This is a genomic window from Allochromatium palmeri (assembly GCF_009720725.1).
In the GTDB taxonomy this organism is placed as follows: Bacteria; Pseudomonadota; Gammaproteobacteria; order Chromatiales; family Chromatiaceae; genus Thermochromatium; species Thermochromatium palmeri.
Map to the genome: position 1 here is coordinate 19,447 of NZ_WNKT01000027.1, position 23,747 is coordinate 43,193.

General features: G+C 63.4%; 17 protein-coding genes. 3 read left to right on the forward strand and 14 right to left on the reverse strand.

Annotation, left to right across the window (positions count from 1 at the left end):
• Positions 1–18: 18 nt before the first annotated feature.
• The gene (locus GJ668_RS12500; protein ID WP_186343081.1) at positions 19–1,830 is read left to right on the forward strand and encodes an AAA family ATPase; all 1,812 of its coding nucleotides are present in this window, start codon (positions 19–21) and stop codon (positions 1,828–1,830) included.
• A gap of 25 nt (positions 1,831–1,855) precedes the next feature.
• Here GJ668_RS12500 and GJ668_RS12505 read toward each other — a convergent pair whose 3' ends face one another.
• The 11 genes from GJ668_RS12505 to GJ668_RS12555 all read right to left on the reverse strand — a co-directional run bounded on the left by GJ668_RS12505 (position 1,856) and on the right by GJ668_RS12555 (position 19,129).
• Positions 1,856–3,556: a cation:proton antiporter domain-containing protein gene (locus tag GJ668_RS12505; protein WP_155450485.1), complete on the reverse strand. Its 1,701-nt coding sequence runs from the start codon at positions 3,554–3,556 to the stop codon at positions 1,856–1,858.
• A gap of 222 nt (positions 3,557–3,778) precedes the next feature.
• Positions 3,779–5,107, reverse strand: a complete 1,329-nt coding sequence (locus GJ668_RS12510) for an ABC1 kinase family protein (RefSeq protein WP_155450486.1) — start codon at positions 5,105–5,107, stop codon at positions 3,779–3,781.
• 89 nt (positions 5,108–5,196) lie between these two features.
• On the reverse strand, positions 5,197–8,664 hold the full coding sequence (locus GJ668_RS12515; RefSeq protein ID WP_155450487.1) for a response regulator: 3,468 nt from the start codon (positions 8,662–8,664) through the stop codon (positions 5,197–5,199).
• A 26-nt stretch (positions 8,665–8,690) separates the two neighbouring features.
• The gene (locus tag GJ668_RS12520; protein WP_155450488.1) at positions 8,691–9,326 is read right to left on the reverse strand and encodes a carbonic anhydrase; all 636 of its coding nucleotides are present in this window, start codon (positions 9,324–9,326) and stop codon (positions 8,691–8,693) included.
• A 64-nt stretch (positions 9,327–9,390) separates the two neighbouring features.
• Entirely contained in the window at positions 9,391–10,689 is a 1,299-nt protein-coding gene (locus GJ668_RS12525; protein WP_155450489.1) for a dicarboxylate/amino acid:cation symporter, read from the reverse strand.
• An 18-nt stretch (positions 10,690–10,707) separates the two neighbouring features.
• Positions 10,708–12,681 (reverse strand): alpha-amylase family glycosyl hydrolase, encoded by a 1,974-nt coding sequence (locus GJ668_RS12530; protein WP_155450490.1) that lies wholly within the window; start codon positions 12,679–12,681, stop codon positions 10,708–10,710.
• A gap of 33 nt (positions 12,682–12,714) precedes the next feature.
• On the reverse strand, positions 12,715–13,476 hold the full coding sequence (locus tag GJ668_RS12535) for a hypothetical protein (protein ID WP_155450491.1): 762 nt from the start codon (positions 13,474–13,476) through the stop codon (positions 12,715–12,717).
• Positions 13,454–14,665 (reverse strand): AAA family ATPase, encoded by a 1,212-nt coding sequence (locus GJ668_RS12540; RefSeq protein WP_155450492.1) that lies wholly within the window; start codon positions 14,663–14,665, stop codon positions 13,454–13,456. The genes GJ668_RS12535 and GJ668_RS12540 overlap by 23 nt, the downstream gene beginning before the upstream one ends.
• Positions 14,662–17,421: a DEAD/DEAH box helicase family protein gene (locus GJ668_RS12545; protein WP_155450493.1), complete on the reverse strand. Its 2,760-nt coding sequence runs from the start codon at positions 17,419–17,421 to the stop codon at positions 14,662–14,664. Before GJ668_RS12545 ends, GJ668_RS12540 begins: the two co-directional genes overlap by 4 nt.
• A gap of 11 nt (positions 17,422–17,432) precedes the next feature.
• Positions 17,433–18,971 (reverse strand): site-specific DNA-methyltransferase, encoded by a 1,539-nt coding sequence (locus GJ668_RS12550; RefSeq protein ID WP_155450494.1) that lies wholly within the window; start codon positions 18,969–18,971, stop codon positions 17,433–17,435.
• A complete protein-coding gene (locus GJ668_RS12555) occupies positions 18,959–19,129 on the reverse strand; it encodes a hypothetical protein (RefSeq protein WP_155450495.1) in 171 nt (56 codons plus the stop codon). The genes GJ668_RS12550 and GJ668_RS12555 overlap by 13 nt, the downstream gene beginning before the upstream one ends.
• Here GJ668_RS12555 and GJ668_RS12560 point away from each other — a divergent pair.
• Both GJ668_RS12560 and GJ668_RS12565 read left to right on the forward strand, forming a co-directional pair.
• Positions 19,128–19,394 carry a type II toxin-antitoxin system Phd/YefM family antitoxin gene (locus GJ668_RS12560; protein ID WP_155450496.1) on the forward strand — a complete coding sequence of 89 codons (267 nt, stop codon included), beginning with the start codon at positions 19,128–19,130 and terminating at the stop codon, positions 19,392–19,394. The genes GJ668_RS12555 and GJ668_RS12560 overlap by 2 nt on opposite strands.
• The gene (locus GJ668_RS12565) at positions 19,391–19,660 is read left to right on the forward strand and encodes a Txe/YoeB family addiction module toxin (RefSeq protein WP_155450497.1); all 270 of its coding nucleotides are present in this window, start codon (positions 19,391–19,393) and stop codon (positions 19,658–19,660) included. The genes GJ668_RS12560 and GJ668_RS12565 overlap by 4 nt, the downstream gene beginning before the upstream one ends.
• Here the strand turns inward: GJ668_RS12565 and GJ668_RS12570 are convergent.
• Genes GJ668_RS12570 through GJ668_RS12580 form a run of 3 tightly spaced genes read right to left on the reverse strand, consistent with a single transcriptional unit; the run spans position 19,648 to position 23,637 of the window.
• Entirely contained in the window at positions 19,648–20,574 is a 927-nt protein-coding gene (locus GJ668_RS12570; RefSeq protein WP_155450498.1) for a PfkB family carbohydrate kinase, read from the reverse strand. The genes GJ668_RS12565 and GJ668_RS12570 overlap by 13 nt on opposite strands.
• A 58-nt stretch (positions 20,575–20,632) precedes the next feature.
• Complete coding sequence (locus GJ668_RS12575; protein ID WP_155450499.1) at positions 20,633–21,469, reverse strand: HAD-IIB family hydrolase; 837 nt, start codon at positions 21,467–21,469, stop codon at positions 20,633–20,635.
• Complete coding sequence (locus GJ668_RS12580) at positions 21,466–23,637, reverse strand: HAD-IIB family hydrolase (RefSeq protein WP_155450500.1); 2,172 nt, start codon at positions 23,635–23,637, stop codon at positions 21,466–21,468. The genes GJ668_RS12575 and GJ668_RS12580 overlap by 4 nt, the downstream gene beginning before the upstream one ends.
• Positions 23,638–23,747 lie beyond the last annotated feature (110 nt).

Consider the following 23,747-nt stretch of genomic DNA (forward strand, 5'->3'; position numbering starts at 1 on the left):
CATCAGGAGGCCGCATCCATGACGATCCCAGCCCAAACGCCCTTACGCATCCCCTACGGTGTGGCCGACTACGTCAAGTTGCGCCGGGGCCATGAATACTATGTCGACAAGACCCCGTATCTGCCACATCTGGAGCAGGCCGGACGCTTTCTGTTCCTGATCCGCCCGCGCCGCTTCGGCAAGAGTCTGCTGCAATCGGTGATGGAGTGCTACTACGATGCCGAGTGGGCCAAGCAGTTCGACGAACTCTTCGGCGGCACCTGGATCCACGCCCATCCCACGCCCGAGCGTGGCCGGTATCTGACGCTGCGTTTCGATTTCTCGATGGTCGCCACCAGTCAGCCCGAGCAGATCGCGGCCTCCTTCGACGCCCATCTGCGTCTGCGCATCGACGATCTGCTGGTGCGCCATGCCGCCGTGATTCCGCCCGAGGACGCCGCGGCGATCCGCCGGGAGCCGAACAGCACCCAGAAATTGCAGCATCTGTTCGGGGTACTCACCCAGTGCCGGCTCGGTCTCTATCTGTTTATCGACGAATACGACCATTTCGCCAACAACATCCTGGTGCGCCAGGGCGCTGAGGCCTATCGCGCCCTGACGCATGGCGGGGGCTTCTTCCGCGACTTCTTCGCCCTCCTCAAGGGCGCGACCGGGCAGAGCGGCGGCGGACTGGAGCGGCTGTTCATCACCGGCGTCTCGCCGCTGACCATGGACGACGTGACCAGCGGCTTCAATATCGGGCGCAACATCAGTCTGGATGCACGTTTCAATGGTCTGCTGGGCTTCACCCATGCCGAGCTGGAGGCCCTGTTCACCGCCTTCGGACAGGATCTGGCGCCGCACCGCGCCATCATCGACGAGTGGTACAACCACTATCACTTCAACAAGGGACGCCATGAGCCGATCGTCAACAGCGACATGGCGCTCTACTACTTGCAGGCTCTGGGTGATCAGGGCCTGCCGCCCGACGAACTGATCGACCACAACGTGCGCATCGATTACGGCAAGCTGCGCCATCTGCTGCTGGTCGATCAGCAGATGGCGCGCGTCAGTCCCGAGACGCCTGATGATGGTGTGGTGCTCAACGGTAATTTCAGTCAGTTGCGCGCGCTGATCGAGTCGGGCGAGGTGGTCAGTCCGGTGCAGACCAGCTTTCCCGCCGAGCGGCTGCATCAACCCGAGAACTTCGTCTCACTGCTCTATTACCTGGGGTTGCTCAGTTTCGCCGGCGAGTGCGAGGGAACGCCCTTGCTACAGGTACCCAATCGCACCGTGCGCCAGTTGCTCTACGGTTATCTGCGCGAAGCCTATGCCGATGCCGGCATCTTCACTCCGGCGAGCTGGCAGATCGGCGAGCGGCTGCGAGCCATGGCCTGGCGCGGCGACTGGCAACCCTTCTTCGCCTATCTGGCCGAATGCATCGGCGAACAGGCCAGCGTGCGCGACTATCTCCAGGGCGAGAAGATGATCCAGGGCTTCCTGCTCGCCTGGCTCAATCTCACGCCCTATTTCCAGGTCTGGACCGAACAGGAACAGGGCGGCGGCTTCGTCGACCTCTATCTGGCGCCCTTCCATTTCCGCTATCCGGACATGGGACACGCCTATCTGATCGAACTGAAATATCTCAAGCGCAGCGAAGACGCTCCGGATCGGCGCAAGGAGCGGCTTGAGGAGGCAAGGACACAGTTATGCCGCTATGCCGGGGATCGACGGGTACGCGAGACCCTGGGCGGGGCTAGGCTCCATCCGCTGGTGTTGCTCTACAGCGGCTGGGAGCTGGTCCACAGCGAAGAAATCCAGCTACAGAGCGGCGGGACCGAGAGCGCCTGATCGGCACGGATGCCATCCGGCTTCTCTACTCGACCACCTGCGCATAGTTCTGTCCGCGCACGCCCTGGAGCAGCGAATCCACCTCCTCGGTCGAGACTCCGAGCATCTGCAACGCCTCGGCGCCGAGTCGCAGACTGCTTTCGATGGCTTCTGGATAGGCGCGCGTGGCTCCGGCGCGGATCAGACTGCCGCAGGCATTCAGGTCGCGTGCGCGGGCGATCACCGGGACATAGGGATAGGCCTGATGGATATGCGAGACGGCACGATGCGCGGTCGGACCATGGTCGATGGTCAATACCACCAGCGAGGCGCCCTCCACATGCGCCGCCGTCAGCAGTTCCATATCGCCGACGTCGCCATAGTAGACCGGTCGTCCATCGCGCACGCCCTGCTCGACATTGATCGGATTGGTGTCGAAGGCGATGAAGGGAATTTCATTGACTTCCAGCAGGGTGGCGATGGTGTGGCCCACGCGCCCATAGCCGCCGATCACCACACGCCCCTTGGGTGAGACGCCTGTGGTCGTTTCGTCGAACGACTGAATCAGTCCTGGACGCCGTTCGAGTCGGCACGCCAGCCGATCGCCGATACGCACCAGAATGGGCGTGAGCATCATACTGACTGAGATCACACTAAGCGCGATGACGAAGGTCGCGTCATCGATGAGTCCGAGCGTCTTGGCAAAACCGAAGAGCACGAAGCCGAACTCACCGTTTTGAGCAAGCACAAAGGCCACGCGGGTCGCCACCCCGCGCGGCAGTCCAAAGAAGAGCGCGATCACGAACAGCACGCTGAGCTTGATGGCCAGGATCACCAGCACATGCTGGGCGAGCAGCCAGGGCTGGGCGGCGATCGCCGGCAGGTCGATCGACATGCCGACAGCAACGAAGAACAGGCTCATCAGCAAGCCCTTGAACGGCTCGACGTAGGCCTGAATCTGGAAGCTGAAGCGGGTGGTCGAGAGCAGCATCCCCATCATGAACGCGCCGAGCGCCATCGACAGCCCGGCCTCGTGCATAGCCCAGGCGGCGAGAAACACCGCCAGCATCACCACCAGTGCGAAGGCTTCGCGGTTGTTCTGGCGCAGCAGCCGATCAAGCACGAAGGGCACCACATAGCGCCCGGTGACCAGCACCAGTCCGACCAGAGCGACCAGATGCATGGCCTGCTGGCCCAATGAGACCTCTTCGGCCGCACGCCCCAGGTCCGACATCAGAGGCACGATCGCCAGCAATGGCACCACGGCCAGATCCTGCATCAGGAGTATCGCGAAGGCGGTGGTGCCGTGGCGCGTGCTCAGATCGCCGCGCTCGTGCAGGAGCTGCATGACCAGCGCCGTCGACGACAGCGCCAGCGTCAGGCCCATGAGCAGCGCCACCGGCCAGGAGGGCGAGTAGAAGGAGAGATAGAGTGCGATGAACAGCCCCGAGAGCAGGATCTGCACCGTGCCCAGGCCGAAGACCTCGCGGCGCAGCGCCCAGAGTCGCTTGGGCTGCATCTCCAGCCCGATCATGAACAGCAGCAGCACCACGCCCAGTTCGGTGAAGTTGCGCACGTCCTCGACATGGGTCGTCACATAGGGACCGGGCGAATGCGGCCCGACGACGATTCCAGCGACCAGCAGCCCCAGGATGGAGCCAAGCCCCAGATGTTTGAACAGCGTCACCGCCAGCGCGGCGACCGTCAGCAGCACGATGGCTGAAAGGATGAAGCTATGCAGTTCCATGACGAGATTCGGGCGAGAGGGCCGCTGTGAGAGCCGAGGCGCAAATCGTGTCAGTTTAGACAGGATCGGTGCGATGCACCAGAATTGACTGAATCCTGCCGTGGCGAGGCGACCGATGCTCAGCCGCGGCCACCGATGAATCCATCATCGCGGTGGCGTTCCGCTCGCGGGTCTGAACAACGCGCTGGCGCTGTGATGCCGTGATGGAACGCCCGCGCCGGCCTACAAACAGGCCCGCGCGATTTCGCTCAACTCCACACGCGCGCGCAGACGCCGTGAGAGCATGAACGAGCCCATGAACTTGCGATGCAGAAACAGCGTTTCGGGCGCGGGCGCGGTGCTGAAGACACCAGCATGGAAGAGCGCCCGCCCGCGATGGTAGACGCGCTCGAACAGATCTGAGATGCCGAAGTCGTAGTGCCCCGGATGCTTGAGCGGCTCGGAGGCCAGTTCGAGCAGATCCATCATCGCCTCGACATGCTCGTCGGGATCATTGGCGCCGACATAGCCGAGCGCGACCGAGGCCGCACGCATCCCGGCGCGATCACCCTCAATCGATGCACGGGCCAACTGACTGTAGTGCTCGACCAGCTCGGGCGCGACCGGCTTGGTGGCCCCGAAATCGAGCAGCACGATACGCCCGCTCGCGGCATCATAGAGATAGTTGCCGAAGTTCGGGTCAGTCTGCACCAGCCCGAACTCGAACAGCTCGCGCAGCGTCAGGCGCATCAACAGCGTCGCGGCCCGATCACGCTCAGCGCGCCGGTAGTCGGGTCCAGCCAGTCGGTCGACCGGCACACCCTCGGCAAAGTCCATCGCCAGAATGTTGCGCGTGGTCAGATCGCGATGCACAGCCGGAATGTAGAAATCCGGATCATCCCCGACCCAGACGCGATAGGACTCCAAGGCTTCAGCCTCGGCGTCATAATCGGCCTCGCGATGCAGTTGACGCCGCGCCTCTTCCAGAAAGGGCGCAATGTCCATGCCCTTGGGCGCCATGCCGAACGAGCGCCCGAGCATGGCCAGGTTGGCGATGTCGCTGTCGATGCTCTCGCGCACGCCGGGGAACTGAATCTTGAGCGCCAGCCGCCGCCCGTCGCGGGTCTCGGCGCGATGCACCTGACCGATCGAGGCGGCCGCAATCGGCGTGAACTCAAAACGCTTGAACTGCTTGTCCCAGCCGGCGCCGTATTCGGTTTCGAGCACGCGCGCAAGCTGGCTCAGCGGCATCGGCTCAGCGCGCTCGCGCAGGGTGCTCATGATCTCAGCGGCCTCGGGCGTGAAGATGTCCGAGCCGTCCATCGACATGAGCTGGCCCATCTTCATCACGGCCCCGCGCATGTGAGCAAGCCGGTCGGTGAAGCGGCGGGTGTGCTCCGGAGACAGATGAATGCGCGCCGGTTGACCGCCGCCGCGGGTGCGCGCCAGATCGATCAGACCCTTGACGCCGATGCCGGCGGCCAGGTCGCCAGTCGCGCGTCCGAGATGCCAGAGTCGGCTCAGACGTTTGCTGGGGACGGCGAGGGCGCGTGGTTCAGAAGGCTGTGACATGGAGCGAGGTTCCGTGAAGGTGAACGAAGACCGACCGCGATCATCGGGATCGAGGAAACACAGCCTTTGAAGGCGATTTCCGAAAAAGTTCAATTCCGAGATGTTTTGTCGGGCATCCAAACCATGCGCAGCGTCTCCAGGGCCAGATCATAGTCGAAACTTCGGATCTGACGATCGAGCCGGGTGACGATCTCGCCGAATGCGGCGCGTAACTGGGGTCGATAGCGCGCGAAGAGATCGTTGACCTCGGTGTCATGGCTCAATAGCAGGGCTTCGATCTGCGTCAGGATGGCGTCCAGGTGCGTCTGGTCCAGCACGACGGCATCACCCGACGCTGGCGCCAGCGCGCCGGTGTTCAGGTGTGTCAGGGCCGTTTGCAGGTGTTCGGTCAGGGCGTCCAATTCAGCCACCAGCAACTCCAGCAGGGACTGGAGCCGCTCGATGGGCTGATGGTTGCGCGCGCCCTGCTCAAGTGAGTAGGCCAGATCGCGCAGCGTATAGGCCCCGAGTGTCGCGGCCAAGCCCTTGAGCCGGTGGGCGTCCTGTTCGAGCGCGATCAGATCGCTCCCGGCCAGATGTTCGCGCAGACACGCCACCTCATCCGGATGGGTCTCGATGAAGCGTCTGAGCAACTGGAGATACAGCGCCAGGTTTCCGCGCAGTGGGCGCAGTCCTTGCGCCATATCGAGTCCGGGTACGGATTCGAGTAACGGCTGGTTCGGCGAGGTTTCGTTCACGGTCTGGTGGTCGGCCTCGGGTGGCATGTCCGAGGCGTCGATGGTCCGCGCGCCGTGCGGCAGCCAGCGCGCGAGCGTCTGGCTCAGATGCTCGGGTTCGACCGGCTTGGCCAGATGGTCGTTCATGCCGGCGTCCAGACAGAGCTGACGGTCGCTCTCGAAGGCGTTGGCGGTCATGGCGAGGATGGGCAGATCAGAGTACTCGGGCAGGGCGCGAATGGCGCGCGTAGCGGCCAGACCATCCATGACCGGCATCTGGACGTCCATGAGTATCAGGTCGTAGCGTGCCGCCCGCATTTTTTCCAGGGCTTCGCGTCCGTTCTCGGCCAGCGTCACGCGCATCCCGAAGGATTCGAGCAACTGACGAATGACCTCCTGATTGATCTCGTTGTCCTCGGCCACCAGAATGCGCGCCCCTGGGATGAGGGTGTGCGGCGGCTGTGGCGCGGACTGGGTCGTCTCGAACAATGCCTCGCTCCTCTGGAGTACGGCGATCAGGGCGTCATGCAGACCCGAGGGCGTGACTGGCTTGGTGAGTAGGCGCGGAAGCTCGATCTGCCGGTCGTATTCGCTGGGGATCTGTTCTCCGTAGGCCGTTACCATGAGCACATTCGGGCGATGCTTCAGACGCAGGGCGCGCAGACGCTGTAACGTCTCGATGCCATCCATCACCGGCATCTGCCAGTCGAGCGTGAGCAGATGGTAGGGATCGCCGAGCCGCTCGGCCTCGGTGACAGCGGCCAGCGCCTCGATGCCCGTCTTCACGGCGGCAACGCGCAGACCGAAGCCTTCGAGTAGATTGAGCAGAATCTCGCGCGCCTCGATGTGATCGTCGACCACCAGGGCACGCAGTCCGCGCAGACCCGAGAGTTTAGGGTCGGGGCGTGCCGGCTCGATGGGCGGCTCGAAAGGGATCTCCAGCCAGAATTCGCTGCCCTGACCCGGTGTGCTGCTGACGCCGATGCGCCCGCCCATGAGTTCAGTCAAACGCTTGCTGATGGCCAGTCCCAGCCCGGTCCCGCCATAGCGGCGCGTCGTGCTGCCGTCGGCCTGCTCGAAGGGGCGAAACAGTCGGGCGACCTGCGCCGGCGTCATGCCGATCCCGGTGTCACGCACCGACCAGCGCAGCCACAGTGCGTCGGCAGCGTCCGATCCGTCGGACGCCGGAGGTAGCGGATGGGCCTGGATGACGAGACGCCCGCGCTCGGTGAACTTGACCGCGTTGCTGACCAGATTGAGCAGGATCTGACCGAAACGCACCCCATCGCCGCGCAGCCGTTGCGGCACATGATCCAGATCCACCAGGGTGTCGAGTTCCTTGGCCTGGAGCTGATCGGCGACTAAACTGAAGACATGATCGACCACGCGCGCCGGCTCGAAATCGCGCAATTCGAGCGTCAGCTTTTCGGCCTCGATCTTGGACAGATCCAGGATGTCGTTGATGATCTGAAGCAGATGCTGGGCCGAGTCACTGAGTTTGCTCAGCTGCTCGATCTGGCGCGGCGTGAGCGGATCGCGCTGGATGAGATGCGCATAGCCGATGATGGCGTTCATCGGGGTGCGGATCTCATGGCTCATGTTCGAGAGGAAGGCGCTCTTGGCGCGATTAGCGCCCTCGGCGGCCGCCTTGGCCGCTTCCAGCTCGGCGGTGCGGGTGGCGACCAGTTCCTCAAGATGTCCGCGATAGGCGTCCAGTTCGCGTGCGGTCTCCACACGCTCGGTGATGTCCTGGACGATGCCCAGGGCGTCGAGTGCCTGGCCCGAGTCGTCGAAGGTCAGCTCGGCGCGTTCCTCGACCCAGCACGCGCCGGCGGGGGGTTCGATACGGTGGGTGATGCGGTAGGGCGCCCCAGCGAGTGCCTTGTTCCACGCCAGGACGACGTCGTCCCGGTCCTCAGGGTGGACGCAGGCTAGAAAGCGTCCCAGTGTCAGCCGTGCGCCCGGTGGCAGACCGAAGATGCGATAGGTCTCGTCCGAACAGATCAGATGGTCGCCTGGGATGTCGAGATACCAGTGTCCGGTGCGTGAAACGGCCTGGGCGCGGCTCAGGATGGCTTGACTGCGTCGCAGGTCGGCCACCAGGGCCAGACGCTCGCGCTCAGCGGCCAGGTCTTCGGTGATATCGCGCCAGACGCTTGAAACCAGTGAGCGTCCTTCGTGCTCGATCGTGCGGAAGGTGATCGCAATGTCACGGAGTCGACCATCCTTGGTGCGATGCCGGGTCTCAAAACTATGGATCCGACCGGCCGTGATAGCCACGAGATTGGCGGCGATCTCCTCAGTTACGTGTTCAGCCTGGATATCCGGGATCGATAGCGCAGCGAATTCCTCGCGCGTGTAACCGAGTCCGAGATGGGCGGCATCATTGAAGGCGATGATCCGGGCGGTCTTCGGATCGACCAGCACGATGGCATCCGTGGTCTGGGCGAACATGGTATCGATCCAGATTTCGCGCTCAGCGAGCCGAGCGCGCTCCTCCTCAAGTTCGCGGCTCAGGCGTTTGTACTGGGTGATGTCGCGAACGATGGCCAGGACTGGGGCGACCGTGCTCAAACGGCTGATCCGTGCCTCGAATTCGCGTGACTCGCCGTCGATCGGCAGGCTGTATTGAAAGCTGACCAGATCACGGTTCGAGAGCGATTTAGCGAGATATTCGTCGAAGAGTGCCGCCACCTCGGGTGGAAGTACATCGCCGGGATGCTTGCCGATGAACTGCTCGGGCGACACATAGAGTTTGTCGGTCGGCCCGCGAAAGTCGACGATGGTCCCGTCGGTCTCGAACAGGAAGATCAGATCCGGGATGGTCAGCAGAGTATCCACAGTCGCGCTCCGGTCAGGGCGGGTGGCTAGGCGTCCGGAACTCCATCGAAGAAATCGACCACACCGGTCTCAAGCGCATACTCCGCGCCGACCACGAGCAGACCGTCGCTTGCGATCAGCGACTCAATGATGTGCGAGCCGTGACGCAACTGGTTGGTCGAGGCGCGGACGTTGGCGCGGACGGCCGCGCGACGCAGGGCGTCGGAGTCGTGACGCAGATCCGTGTCGAGCAGGGGCTGCACCGAGGGTTTGACCCGATCGACGATGGACGCGATGTTGCGCGACGTACTGCCCTCGCCCTCAAGCAGGGTCTCGATGGTGGCCGCGACCGCGCCGCAGTGCGAGTGACCCAGAACCACGACCAGTCGGGTGTCGTAGCGCGAGACGGCGAACTCGACGCTGCCGATCTGGGAGGGCGCAACCACGTTGCCGGCAACGCGGATGACGAACAGGTCGCCGAGTCCCTGATCGAAAAGGATTTCGGCCGGCGCGCGCGAGTCCGAGCAGCCGAGGATGATGGCAAAGGGTTTTTGCCCGGCGGTCAGCTCAGCACGGCGCTGATAGGTCATCATGCGATCGAGGCTGGTGAGGTTTTGCGAGAAGCGCCCATTGCCTTCACGCAGGCGTGTTAGGGCGTCCAGGGCGGATACGGTGTTGGGCATGGAACGGGTATCTCTCTAAATGCAGCGGTGGCGTTGGATCGATGCGTGGCATCGACGGCGCATTCTATACCGAAGGGGCGCTGACGGTTGGCCTGGGCTTCAGGACGTCGTGCTCGCCTTCGCTGCGGGCGATGATGACGGCGCCACAGGAGTCGCTGAAGACGTTGACGGCGGTGCGCATCATGTCGAGCAGCCGATCGACGGCCAGGATCAAACCGATGCCTTCCAGCGGCAGACCGACGGCGCTCAGAATGACGGCGATGGCGACCAGGCTGGCCGCCGGGATGCCGGCCACGCCGATCGAGGTCAGGAGGGCGAGCGAGACGACCAGGAACTGGGTGCCGAGCGTCAGCTCCAGTCCGTAGGCCTGGGCGATGAAGAGCACGGCGACACATTCATAGAGCGCGGTGCCGTCCATGTTGATCGTCGCCCCGAGCGGCAGCACGAAGCTGCTGGTGCGGTTGGAGACGCCGGCGTTCTTTTCGACGCACTCCAGGGTGATCGGCAGCGTGGCCGAGGAGGAAGCGGTCGAGAAGGCCGTCACCAGCGCCGCGCCCATGGCCGCATAGTGCCGGCGCGGATCGACGCCGCCGAGAAAATAGAGCAGCAGCGGCAGTACCACCAGGAAGTGCGTGGCCAGCGCCAGGGTGACGGTCAGGAAGAACAGCGCCAGCGGACCGAAGGCTTCCAGTCCGGTATCGGCTACGGTTCTGGCGACCAGGGCGAAGACGCCGATGGGCGCAAAACGCATGATGAGATCCGTGATGTGCATCATGATCTCGAACAGACCCTCAAAGAACCGGCGCTGGACGCGGCCCCGGTCTTCGGCCAGCCGGGCGAGGAAAAAACCGTAGAGCAGACTGAAGAAGATCAGTCCCAGCATCTGACCATCGGCGGCGGCCTCGATCACATTGGTCGGGATCATGCGCAGGAAGACCTCGACCACGTCGCCGGCATCACGGCTACCGATGCGTTCCTGCAGGGCGGCGGCCTCGGCGCTGAAGCCGAAGACTTCGGACGGATCGCCCTCGACCACGCCGGGCTGGATCAGATTGGCCAGCGTCAGGCCGACCAGGATCGCCAGCAGACTGGTCATGGCGTAATAGCCGAGCGTCTTGCCGCCGAGTCGCCCGAGATGTTCCGAACCGCCCAGTCCCGAGACGCCGACGATGATCGAGGACACGATCAACGGCACGATCAGCATCTTGAGCGCGTTGAGGAAGAGCTGGCCGACGAAGTCGAAGAGGGCGTAGAAACTGACGCCGAACAGTCCGGCCTCACGTCCAACGATCAGCCCGACCAGTACGGCCAGGACGAGCGCGATCAGAATCTGCCAGTGGAGCTTGAGTTTGAGCAGTGACATCGCGAAGTCTCCCGTGAGCTAGAGCAGCGACCGCGCCCGCTGATCGGCGAGCCAGTAAAAATGATACGGCGGAATCACCACCCGGTTGTTGAGCAGGGACGGTGAGTCGCCGCTGACCAGATCCTGGATCTGGCCGCCCCGGAACAGCCCGCGATAGGCGGGTGCGTCGAGGTCGAGATATTGCGGCGTAAGATCGAAGTTGGCCGCCACCAGCACCGAGCTGCCCGGCATGCTCAGATGGGTGCGCAGGAAGGCGAACAGGTGCGGGTTGTCGACCTCGATCAGCTCACGGTTGTTGAAGTCGGCGAAGGCCGGGGTGTTCTTGCGCACCGCGATCAGGTGTTTGAGTCCGTCGAAGATCCGTTGTTCGACCGTGCCCTGTTCGCCCCGGCGCTCAACGCGGTTCCAGTCGATGCGCGGACGATGAATCCAGCGCGCGTCACTGGCTTTGTTGACATCATCGAGGAAGGAGCAGTCATTGAGCGTACCGACCTCATCGCCGTACCAGATCAGCGGGATGCCGCCGAAAGACAGAATCATGCCGTGCAGGGTCAGGATGAGATTGACGGCGTGATTGATGGCGGTCTGATCGCCCGAGTCGAGCGCGGCGTCCAGTCCGGCCAGCGAGGCCAGCGCCCCGGCGATGCGGGCATCTCCGGTCTTGTGATTGACGCCGAACGGCCGCCCGCGCGCCGGTGAGCCTTCGAAGGCCCCGGTGAACCAGTCGACCAGGAAGCGGCGGTGGGCGTAGGGATCATAGTCACAGGCGCGGATATCGGCATCGTCGAAGCCTAAGCCGATGTCGTCGTGACAGCGGACATAGTTGAGCCAGGTGGCGCGGTCGAGCTTGACCGGCAGGCTTTTGACGCCCTGATTCAGCAGCTTGGCGTTCTTGGTCGCCACCGCGTCCCAGAGCAGCGCCATGAAGGTCGCGTTGTAGGCGATCTCGCATTCCTTGGCGATGATGGCGTCCTCGCCGAAATACTTGATGATCTCGGACGGCGCCACGATGGCCTCGGCGATAAAGAGCGTGCCTGGGGCGACGACCTGACAGCAGTCCTTCATCATTTGCAGGATCAGATGCGCCTCGCGCTCGTTCTGCGAGGTGGTGCCGATCTTCTTCCACAAAAACGCCACGGCATCGAGTCGCAGAATATCGGCGCCCTGATTAGCCCAGAACAGCACGATGTCGAGCATCTCGATGAAGACGGCGGGATTGGAATAGTTCAGATCCCACTGATACTGGTTGAACACCGTCATCACCCACTTACCCATGTCCGCGTTCCAGGTGAAGTTGCCGGGCGCGGTTTCGGGGAAGATTTCGGGCAGGGTCTCCTCGAACATGTCGGGTACGTCGCGGTTCGGGAAAACGTAGTAGAAATCCTGATAGGTCTTGTCGCCGTTGCGCGCCTGTTGCGCCCATTCGTGTTCGTTGGACGTGTGGTTGACCACCACATCGAGCGTAAGCAGCATGCCGCGCGCACGCATGGCTTGTCCAAGCGCGCGCACGTCCTCGACCGTGCCGGCGCGCGGGTCGATGTCGCGAAAATCGCTCACGGCATAGCCGCCGTCGCTCGCGCCGAGTGGGCAGCGCAGGATCGGCATCACATGGAGCAGATTGACGCCCAGCTCCTGGAGATAGGGCAGGCGCTGGGTCAGTCCCTGGAGATCGCCGGCGAAGCCGTCGAGATAGAGCGCCATGCCGGTCCATTCCTGGCTCAGGAACCAGTTGTGGTTCTCCTCGCGCTCGGTGTCGAGCTGGCGCAGTGATTCAGGCCGCGCGATATAGGCGCGCGCCAGACGCTCGGTCAGCTCGGTGATCCGCTCCTTGAAGTCCTCGCGATGGCCATAGAGATGGGCAAACAGCGAATGGATGGCATAGAAGTTCGCGCCCAGCCGGGTGTAGAAATGGCGCAGATCCTCGCGCACCACCTGATGGCTGAGGTCGTCGAGGATGTCGTTGAGTAGGGCGTGTGAAACTTGTTCGTACATGAGCGATACGTCCCCTTGAGGGCCTGAAAAGGGTCATTGATCGAGACAGCCATGCGCCGACTTCGCATCCCCTGATTTCCCAGGTGCCGCGAGCACCGTCTGGAGCCGATGGCGGAACTCGACGAAGCTCGGCATCTCGATTCTGGCTGCATCCACCCGACCGTCGCGCACCAGCGCAGCGAGTCGCGCGGCCGTTGGCGGCTCACCCAGCGCCGCTTCCAATTGCGCCTTGAGCGGTTCGAGGCCGGCGTCGTTTCCCGATGCCTGTTCGATGTGGTCGCAGTGCTGATACGGCTGGACCGGCTTGAGGGCACAGAGCAACCAGGCTTCGGACTTGGGATTGGGAATCATGGGGACGCCGGTCGCACAGCCTTCGTAAGCGAAGCCATGGCACATGGAGTCCCACTTGTTGCGCCAGACGCCACGCCCAGCCGATTGGGTTCCATCCGCATCCCGGAACAGTACCGCAATCACGGGCTGTCCTGAGTGTTTGGCCAGTTCGACCGCCATCTGTGCCAGTGCGCGTGCATTGCGGAAGTAATAGGCCGTTTCCTTGTCACGACGTCGTCCGGGCAGTGACGGCGGTCTCAGTGCCTTCGAGCGCTCGGACAGCCGCGCCTTCGAGATGCAGAACATCAGCGCGGACTCGAGAAAGGGATAGCCTTCGGCGGCCTCCGCGATCTGATCCACCAGCCAGGCTATGGGGCCAGCCTCGAAGGCGTCGCCCGTGACGGGTTCAGTGCCCGTGCATCGCCCCATGTCGGTTGGTCCCTCACCGCTGACGAGGATCAGCATCCGGCCTCTCCGCGTTGGTGGCGCGCATGGCGTCGATTTCTTCGGGCAGGCGCGACAGGTGCGTATCCACGAAGGCTTCACCCGGCCCCATGACTTCGAGCTTAGCGGCCAGCGAGGGGATCGAGAAGAAGGGCACTGCCCGCGTGAAGCCCTCCGGCGTCTTGTAGAGGTATTGCACCCCAGCGCGCGCCACCGAGTCGTCCAGATAGTTCAGGATCATCGGGCTATGTGTCGTCACCAGGATCTGCTGGTGCGCGTTGACCAGCACATCGAGCAGGAATTCGACCAGTTCCGGGTTGATGCCGTTTTCGATCTCATCGAACAGCAGAAACTGATGATCGGTCAGGATCTCGGCCAGGATCGCCATCAGGCGCAGCATTCCGTCGTTGATATGACGGGCCTCGGTGTAAAGCACCTTGTCGCCGAACTGTTCGCGAATCCCCAATTCTTTCCAGCCGGCGCGTAGCGAGCGGGTCACGAATTGCTCCAAATGGGGATAGGCGGTCTTCAGTTGAGTTCCCAGGGTCGATCGCTGCTCATCCGACAGCTCGGAGAGGAAGGCCGAGAGGCGTTCTCCGCCCATCCCCAGTTCGCCCTGGCTTTGGACGGCACGCTTGCGCAGGAGTTGGGGCGCGAGCAGGTCGAGTGAGGCGGTTTGCTGGAGGAAGCGTTTCAGCGGCAACAGTGGCTTGGGCAGCACCTCATCCTTGAGTTGAGACAGGATCGAGCCTTCATATTCGAAGGCGATCTTGGTGCGTGCGGCTGTTGGTCCAGCGTGAACGACATCGCCGAACCAGTAATGTCCATCAGCGACCGAGAGTAGGGTTTTGCCGTTGAGCATCACTGTCTCCTGTGTGCAGCGCAACAGGGAACGGTTGAAGCTACAATCCCAGATGAAGATTCCATCGGCGCCCGACAGCTTGATGCCCAGCTTGAGATTACTCTTGCCGCTCAGTTTCGAGTTCAGATCTCCCGGTTTCCACTGACGTTGCTCAAGCCACTGCGAGACATTGCCCTTGAACAGTCTGGAGATGAAATCGATCGCTTGCAGCACGGTCGATTTGCCCGAGCCGTTCAGACCGATCAGGCAGGTGAACGCGGCCAGCGATAGCCGGAAGCCCACCAGCGACTTGAAGTTGTCGACGTAGATGGATTTCAGTCGGATGGGGGGAGCAGGTTGACCATTCATGGCATGTGGCCTCCGCCATCCTTGGCGATGGCACGCTGTAACTGCTGCTCGACCGGGCAACCGGCGATCCGGGTATCCGTGACCATGGCGAACAGACAGCGCCCGCCGCTGGCCGCCGCCCAGACAGCGCCGATGTCGCGCTTCTCCCTGGAATCGTCGTTGCTGAAACGATCGCCGCCCTTGTACTCGACCGCCAGCAGGCGTTCATCCTCCAGACGCAGCACGAAGTCCGGATAGAAGCGGTCGGTCGCGGTCGGCAGCCAGAAGGACGTCAGCGGCTGGCGCTCCAGGTTGCGCACCCAGAAGCGCACGGCGTCCAGCCGGTCGATCGCGATGGCGCAGGCGGTTTCCTCGGTGTTCAGGTCGGAATCCAGCTCGCCGGGGCGCGGATAGAAATGTTTCTCGAAGTGGTAGCGTCCCTCGAACCACCAGTGCGCCGGATAGCGCTCGGGGTCGAAGCGGAAGGCGTGATGCTCCGACAGGCACAGCCCCGCCGATCCGTCGAGCAGGCTGTGCTGGAAGGCGTGACGACGCTGTGAGTCGACGAGCGTCTTGAGCCGCTGCGCCAGGGCCTCGGCGAGTCGATTGGTGTGACGCGCGCAGTAGTTGAGATCGATCCCGCGCGCGCTCAGTTCGTCGAGCACGCGCCCGATCCAGGCGATGGTATCGGCTTGCAGCAGGCTGTTGCGCCGGATGGCGCGGTCGAGCAGTCGGATCAGCTCGGCGCGCGGCATGGCGTCCGTTCCGCTGTCGAGATCGAGCCGATAGTTCGGGTGCTCGACGGCGATCCGCAACTGGCCCTGGTCCAGATCGATCAGGAAGGGCTTTTCATCCTCCTCGCGCGTGAAGCCGGGCAGATCCGCCGGAGCGGCGGCCAATGACAGCGGCGCCAGTTCGGCGAGCAGGGCCGGTTCCAGGAGCTGCAATTCACCCTGCACGGGCAGGGCCAGTCGCGGCAGCGGGCCGAAGTCGAGCCGCCGCTGGGCCGGCGCCAGGGCGATCTGGGCGCGGGTCTGGTGGCGCTCCAACTGACGCGACAGCTCGGGCCGATGACGCTTGGGGACGGCGTCGACCACGGCGTCGACGGTCGCGGGTGCGAGCAGTCCCGTCACCCTGACCACGGGTGGAGCCTCGGTGTCCGGCGCGGGCGGATCGAGCGTTACGCCCTCGGGCATCAGCTCGCCGAAGCTTTTGCGCAACTGTTCGGCGACGGCGGATGGGATCTCAAACGCGCTTTGCACCTCGGGCGGTTCGGCCACTGCATTGCCGCCGTTGTCGTCCCGGTCGCCGAAGAGATCGTCCGTTCCCGGCTGGACGGCGCTCGTAGCCTCGAATTCCTCGAAACCCATCGACACCAGCCGATCGACCAGCTCGCTCGCGACCTGCACGCTCCCCGAGCCGCAGACATGGGCATAGGCGCGGTTCAACTCGGGCGCGCGGCGTTCGCGCGCATAGGGCAGACGCAGCACGCGCCCGAGCAACTGTTCCATGTCGCGGCTGGAGCGGATGTTCTGCACGGTGCAGAAGACATAGGCGAAGGAGCAGTCCCAGCCCTCGCGCAGGGCTTCGACGGTGATGATGAAATCGATCGGACAGTCCGGCGCGAACAGATCGACGCCGTCGAGTTCGCGCTGAGTGCCGGTAGCCACGGCGAGGCGTCGCTCGGCGATCCCGTGGGCCTCGATCAGATGGGCGCGCAAGACCTCGACCGTGACCGTGCCGTTTTTGGGTTCGGCCTGGAACAGCACCAGCGGGCGGACGTAATCCGGTTCGAGTCGCGCCCGTTCGGCCAGTCGTTCGCGCGTCAGCAGGGCATCGCGCACCGCCTCGCGCCAGTTCGGATGCGGCACGAGCAGGATCGGCAGCTTGATCATGTCTTCGGCTTTGAGTTCCTGGGCCGAGACGTGATAGAGCAGGTTCTGATCCGGGGCCGGGGTGGCGGTCCATTCGATGATGCAGGCCGGGCGGATGCGCCGGAATACCTCGAACGAGAGCGGGGTGGTGTGGTTGTGGGCCTCGTCGACGATGACGATGGGGCGATGCCAGGCCAGCAGGTTGGCCAGCGAGCGTTTGATCGGGCGTGCGCCCGAGTCGCCGATCAGGTCGCGCAGATAGGGGCGTTCGGCGAGATCGGCGTCGCTGACCCGTTCGAGGAATTCGGCGTCGGGCAGGGTTTTGAAATGCGGCTCGAAGGCTTCTTTGTAGGCGTAGACCTCGCGGCCGGCGGTCTTGTCGACGCGCAGGGTCTGCATGGTGGCGATGATGAGAATGGTGCGCGCGCCGAAGTCCTGGGCGCGCAGGTGTTCGCCTTCGTCGATGTCGATGACGGTCAGCCGGTCGGCGGGCCAGTAGGACAGCAGAGCCTCGCGGTAGGGGTGGCCGGGGGTGCGCAGGGCGTCGCGGGTCTGGGCGCGGATGGTGTTGGTCGGCACCAGCCAGAGCACGACGGGATGGTCGACGCCGGTATAGAGTCGAGCGGCGCGTTCGATGGCGTGCGTGGCCATCAGGGTTTTGCCGCCGCCGGTCGGGATGCGCAGGCAGATTTGGGGGATGTCGGGGGCGTCGGTGGAGAGCGGGCGATAGGGGGCGTCGCGCAGATGCTCGCCGAGGATGCGGCGGCGGGCGGTGTTGAAGGCGGTGCTCAGGGCGGCGGCGTCTCGGGCGCCGCGCGCCAGCTCCAGGAACACCGAGAGCGCGCCCTCGGTGTCGGGCGTGCCCAGGGCGCGTTTCTGGTAGTCCTTGAGGATCAGGGGCATGGTTCCGGCCTTCAGCGCATTTGGATGTCGTAGGGAATCTGCTTGAACTGGATGTTCAATTCACGACGGCGCGTTTCGGGCATGAGGGCGGCTTCACCGTAGATGATCCAGCGTCGGGCGCGTCCGGCGGCGAGCGGTTCGAGGTCGCGCCAGAGGGCGGAGGTCAGGACGTTGCCGCCGTCGGTCCGGCTGTCGCCGAGAATGCCGTTGTAGAGCAGCACGACGGCGGTGTCGTCGTGGAGGCCGAGCAGGGGGCTGGGCGTGGCGTCGTGGGTTGTCCAGGGTGCGCCGGTTTCCAGGAACCAGAGGTAGCCGGCCAGGGTCGAGAAGCGCACGGCCGGGTTGATGCGTCCATCCGGCTCGAAGACGGGCGGGCCGAGGGTCAGGAAGCGGAAGCCGCCGCCGCCGTTCCAGTCGACGGCTTTGGAGATTCCGCCCGGTTCGCCGTCGACGACCTTGAGCAGACGCGGCAGGCAGTGGGTGCGGGCGTGTTCGCCCATCTCGATGCCGATCCAGCGTCGGCCCATCTTGTGCGCGACGGCGGCTGTCGTGGCCGAGCCGAGGAAGGAATCGAGGACGAGATCGCCGGGGTTGGTGGCGATGTGGATTATTCTTTCTAATAATCTTTCTGGCTTAGGATTATCAAAAACAGGTAGATCATCTAATAGCTGAAGCAGACCTTTTTTGGCTTCATCGTTAGTTCCGACTTCTGCGGAAGACCAAATGGTTTCCGGCGTTAGCCCTTTTCCTTCGCTGTCGCCAAGAAATTTCTTGATTCTTGGAGCATTATTGCCATCAATCCCAAACCAGATATTTCCTTTTTCTGCCTCTTGCTTCATTCTCTCCTCAGTGTAAAGCCAGCAACGCCCTTTGGGTGGATCAATCACTCTTCCAGATGGTAGTTTGAGGCTGTAAAACTGGCTTGGCGTTGCATGTCCTGCCTGAGCATTTGCGGAAATAGACTGCCAAGAACCACGAGGATCATTATCAGGGTTTTTATATCTCGCCAATACGTCCGCATTCAAGCTAAGCGGATTACGTGTTTCCTCAAACCTTGATTTGCTTTTTGCGTAAACAAAAAGATGGTCATGCTTGAAAGAAAAAACTCTTCGATTTTCTCTTGAGGTTCGCTTCTCCCAAATTATATTGGCAACGAAATTACGACGCCCAAACACCTCATCCATGACGACCTTCAAATAATGCCCCTCGTTGTCGTCGATCGTGACCCAGATCGACCCGTCCTCGGCGAGCAGATCGCGCAACAGCTCCAGGCGCGGATAGATCATCGACAACCACTGACTGTGCTCCAGATTGTCGTCGTAATGCTCGAAGGCGCTCTTGGTGTTGTACGGCGGATCAATGAAGATGCACTTGACCCGCCCCGCGCAAAACGGCAACAGCGACTTGAGCGCCTCCAGATTGTCGCCCTGAATGAGCCAGTTGTCGGCGTCCGGGTCGCCGTGGACGGACTGCGTTTCCAGCAATCGATAGGGCACGCGCCGCGCGGCGCGCTTGGCCTCGGCATCGCCGAGCCAGGTCAGTTGGGGCATCGTCGGTCGTTCCAGTCCTGATGATTCGAGAGCACGAGCCGCGTGACCTCATCGAAGGCCGCCTCCCGCACATTGAAGTTCGCGGTGACAGTATATCGACTCAGTCGCCCGCCCATCATGCTAAACTTGCCCAACTGCATGTACAGGTTTCTCGCCATGAAAGTCGTCACCTACTCCCATGCCCGCAATGCCCTGAAATCCGTACTCGACGACGTGCTCCAGGATGCGGACGTAACCATCATCAGCCGCCGCGATGCCCAGGGCGATGCGGTCGTCATGTCGCTCGACTACTACAACAGCCTGATGGAGACCCTGCACCTGCTGTCGACGCCTGCCAACGCCGCCGCCCTGGAGCGTGCAATCCGACAGGACCGGGAAGGGCAGGCCCAGCCACGCACCCTGCTCGACGCCGACGGAGCTTGAACGTGCGCGCGATCCAGTTCGTCCCGGATGCCTGGGACGCCTATCTGTACTGGCAACAGCAGGATCGTAAAACGCTCAAGCGCCTCAACGCACTCATCCTCAATGCCGCGCGCGAACCCTTTGCCGGAATCGGCAAGCCCGAACCACTGCGCGGCAACCTCTCCGGCTATTGGTCACGTCGTATCGACGATACCCATCGACTGGTCTATCGCGCAACCGACACTGAGCTGGTCATCGTCGCCTGCCGCTTCCACTACGACGGCTGATGATCTGAAAACCACGGGACTTCATAAATCGCGCGATCCGTGCCGGTCGCGCCCCGCTGCCCGACGATCCGCGCCGCAAAAGCCTGAGCCCGTTCGAGGACGGTCGCCAGCGGCCAGCCGTGGATCAAACCAAGCAGCGTGACCGACGCGAACGCATCCCCCGCACCAACCGTATCGACCACGTCCAGCGCGTGCGGCGGCGCAACGAGCACTGGATCGGCGTCCTGGGTCAATCCAAGCGCCCCCTCAGCGCCGAGCGTGACGATGAGTCCGGTGAGATCGTGACGCTCCAGAAACCGTTGCGCCAGCTCGGTCAAGGCCGACTGCGAATCCGGGTCCGACGCCAGCCAGCCCTCGTGCTCAGGCGCGGCATCGGACAACCGCGCCAGCTCATCGCGATTGAGCTTGACCCAATCGGCCTCAGTCACCAGCTCGCGGGTCTGGTCGAGCGACCACCAGGGTTCGCGCAGATTCACATCGAGAAAGATCAGATCCGGCCCCGCGCTCTTGAGTTCATCGAGCGTGGCCGCTGAAACCGGTTCGCGCAGCGCCAGGGTACCGTGATAGAGCAGACCACCCGGCGTGATGTCCTCGGGTGCGCGCACGAAGTCATAGGCGCACTCAGGCACGATGTCGTAGCTCGGCTCGCCATCGATCAGACTGACCTGGACCGCCCCCGTCGGATGCGTCGGGTCGGTCTGGAGGCAGGACGTAATCAAGCCCCAGTCTTCCATGCCGGCGCGAATCCGCTCGCCCTCAGTATCTGCGCCCACGGCGCTGATGAAGCGTGGCGCGGCACCGAAGGCCGCCAGATGCCAGGCGACATTGAAGGGCGCGCCGCCGAGCACCTGACGCCCGTCGGGGAAGTGGTCGAATAGAACCTCACCAAAAATCTGTACATTGGGATGGGTCATGGTCGGGGCCTTTTCGGTTGGGCGCGTTTAGCGCCTGATGTCGGTCTTGAGCGTCGAGTCAGCCGATCCGATCCGCCAGATCGGGCCTGAAGTGCGCGATGCCTTCCAGGATGCCGGCGCCATAGTTTCCGTTCAGTCCACGCCAGCCGCCCTGAGCGCAATAGAGCCGCTCGGCCAGACCCAGCACGCGCGACTGCTCGATCGCCGTCTCGCGTACATCTGGATGGGCGTTGGCGACCAGGATCGCACGCACCGGACTCACCAGAACCTCCAAGTCGTTGCCGCTGTCGCCGGCAAAGAGCGCCATATCCAGATCGCACCCGATGCGGCAGATCAGGAACTCGATTGCGTGGCGTTTGGAGGCATTGGCCGGCAGGATATCGAGCAGCCCGACGCCGGCGGCCTCGTCGATGCTCCAGATCAGATTGGCGCGCGTCTCATGCGCCTCCAAGCACTCGCGAATCCGCGTGCGCAGTGACTCCGGATCGAGATCGGCCGGGGTGTAATAACTCAGTTTGAACGCGCCTTGCTTCTCGGCTTCCTGCGGGCGCAGACCCTCGACATCCGCCAGCCAGCCGGCGATGTCTGCCGGTCCGGCCCAATCGACGCCGATTTCGGTCTCCCAGTCCGATACCCGCTCCCAGGCACCGTCGACGATGGCATGGAGACTGGTCCCGACATCACCGATCATATAGTCCGGAACCGGCAGGTCGTATTCGGCAATCGCCTCCTCGACCAGTGCCCGATGTCGCCCCGTGACATAGACCAGGGTCACATCCGGTTCCGCGACCAGCCGCCGCAGCCAGGGGCGCGACTCAGGCGACTCAGGCTCGCGCCCGTTCGGGATCAGGGTGCGGTCGAGATCCGTGCACAGCAACAGCGGTCGACGGCTCATACGCTTGGCTCCGGTTCCGGTGCGGCGGCAGGCGTGGATTCAGACTCCGGCACACGGCAGGAGCGGAAGAAGTCGTAATGCTCGATCGCTTCCAGGATGCCCTTGGCATGCGCCTGCTCGGCGAAATAGATGCGGTCGAGATCCGCGAGCTGTGACAGCTCCTCGTGATGGCGGTTGGCGACCACCACCGCCAGCGTGTTACCGCGCATCATGTCCTCATCGGCCCCCGAGCCGCCGACCACCAGCACATTCTCCAGCGGAATGCCGAAGCGATGCGTGACATAGCGCACCGCCTGGCCCTTGCTGGCGCGGATCGGCACGATATCGAGGAACTGGCCGAAGGCATGGATGACATTGACGCTCAGCTCGCGCGTGCGTAGCAACGTCGAGATTTCCTCGACCGAGGGCGCGATCGTCGGATCATAGTGATAGGAGATCTTGAACCGGCTTTGTTCGATCTTGCGCTGCGGCACCAACCCAGGGATCTCGGCCAGCGCCCGGCGCACCGCGCGCGGACTCCAGAGATGATCGACATGGTCGACCCAGTAGTCGTCGAGCACCAGTTGGCCGCTGTAGTGAATCTCGGTGCCGAGACTGGTGATGAGCACGTCCGGGACTGGGATGCCGTGGCGCTTGAGTTCGATCAGCACCGAGTCGAGCCGTCGCCCGGTGACGATGCCGAAGTTGGCGCAGCGCTTGTTGCGCTTCATCATGGCTACGAACTGCTCGACGCCCTCGGGATCGCCGAGCAGGCTCTGATCGAGGTCGGTGAAGAGTGCGCGGTCGCGATAGACCAGACTGCGGCGCATCGGCGGGGTGCCGGGGATTTGCTCGTGACGCTCGGTCAAGGGTCCGACCTGCGCGCGATAGGTCTCGGCATGGGCCGGCCAGGAATAGAATCGGCGCACGCCGGCCAGACCGTTTTTGGAATAGGTCTGCCAGGTTTCGCGATCTTCCAGGATCGTCAGCAGGGCCTCGGCGATCGCTGTCCGGTCGAGCGGATCGACCAGCAGACCATTCTGGCAGTTGCCGATGATGTCGACCGGACCGCCGTTTTCGGTCGCCACCAGCGGCAGGCCGGTGGCGGCGGCTTCGAGCAGGGTCAACCCAAATGGCTCAGTGAGCGCCGGATTGATGAAAACCCCGCCCGAACGCGCCACCAGCCGGTAGATGTCGGCCACCTCATCGGCGGTGTGATGCTTGGGGAGCGCAACCTGACCATAGAGATCATGGGCGTCGATGGTGATGAGGATGTCGGTCAGGACGGTACGCGCGCCCTCGTCGAGATCGCGGATGTCGTCGCGGTTGCCGGCGATGATCAGCAGATTGGCCAGTTCGCGCAGACGGGGACTCTCGGCGTAAGCCTCGACCAGGGCCACGATGTTCTTGCGATGGTCGGCGCGCGAGAGGGCGAGGATCAGCGGTTTGTCCGGCTCGTCGAGAAAACGCTCGACCACCTCGGCGAAGGGCGGCAACGGGTCGTCGGCGGCCGGGGGATGGAACTGCTTGAGATCGGTGCCGGGCGGGATGACGCGCATCCGCTCGGGCAGATAATAGTCGTAGAGTCCGTATTGTTCCTCGATCTCGTTGTGGGTACTGGTAATGACCAGCTCGGCCGTGGCCAGGGTCGTTTCCTCGGCATCGATACGGCGCAGCATGTTGTAGCGCGCGTCGATCTGGTCGCTGTCGAGACCGGCAGCCAGCAACCGCTGGCGCTTGTCGCGTCCGAGCGAGTGACCGGTGTGCACCAGCGGCACGCCGATGAGATTGGCCAGTCGCGCGCCGACATAGCCGGCGTCGGCGTAGTGGCTGTGGATGAGGTCGGGCCACTGACCCTGGTCGTGCAGAAAGGCCGTCAGGTTGTCGACGAACGCGTCGAGATGGTCCCAGAGCTGCTCCTTGGGGAGATAGCCCTCGGGGCCGGCGTCAAGGCGCAGGATGCGCGTCTTCTCACTGAGCACTTCGATGGGGTCGGCATAGTCAGGGCTGACCGCCGGATCGACGACGCGTCGTGTCACCAGATCGACGCGCGAGACGTCGGCGCGCTCGCCGAGCGCGCGAGCCAGATCGACCACATACTTGGTCTGTCCGCCAGTATCCGCGTCACGTCCGAGTTCCAGGTCATGGCCACGGATCAGGCCGTGGATACTGAGCATCAGGATATACATCGCGTTTAATCTCCCGGTCTTGGCGACCGCGAGCGGCGGTGCCTTCTCGTCTCCATGGTTTTCAGGGTAAAAGACTTTGCCACTGATGCCAATCGTGTCGTCTTGCTCCC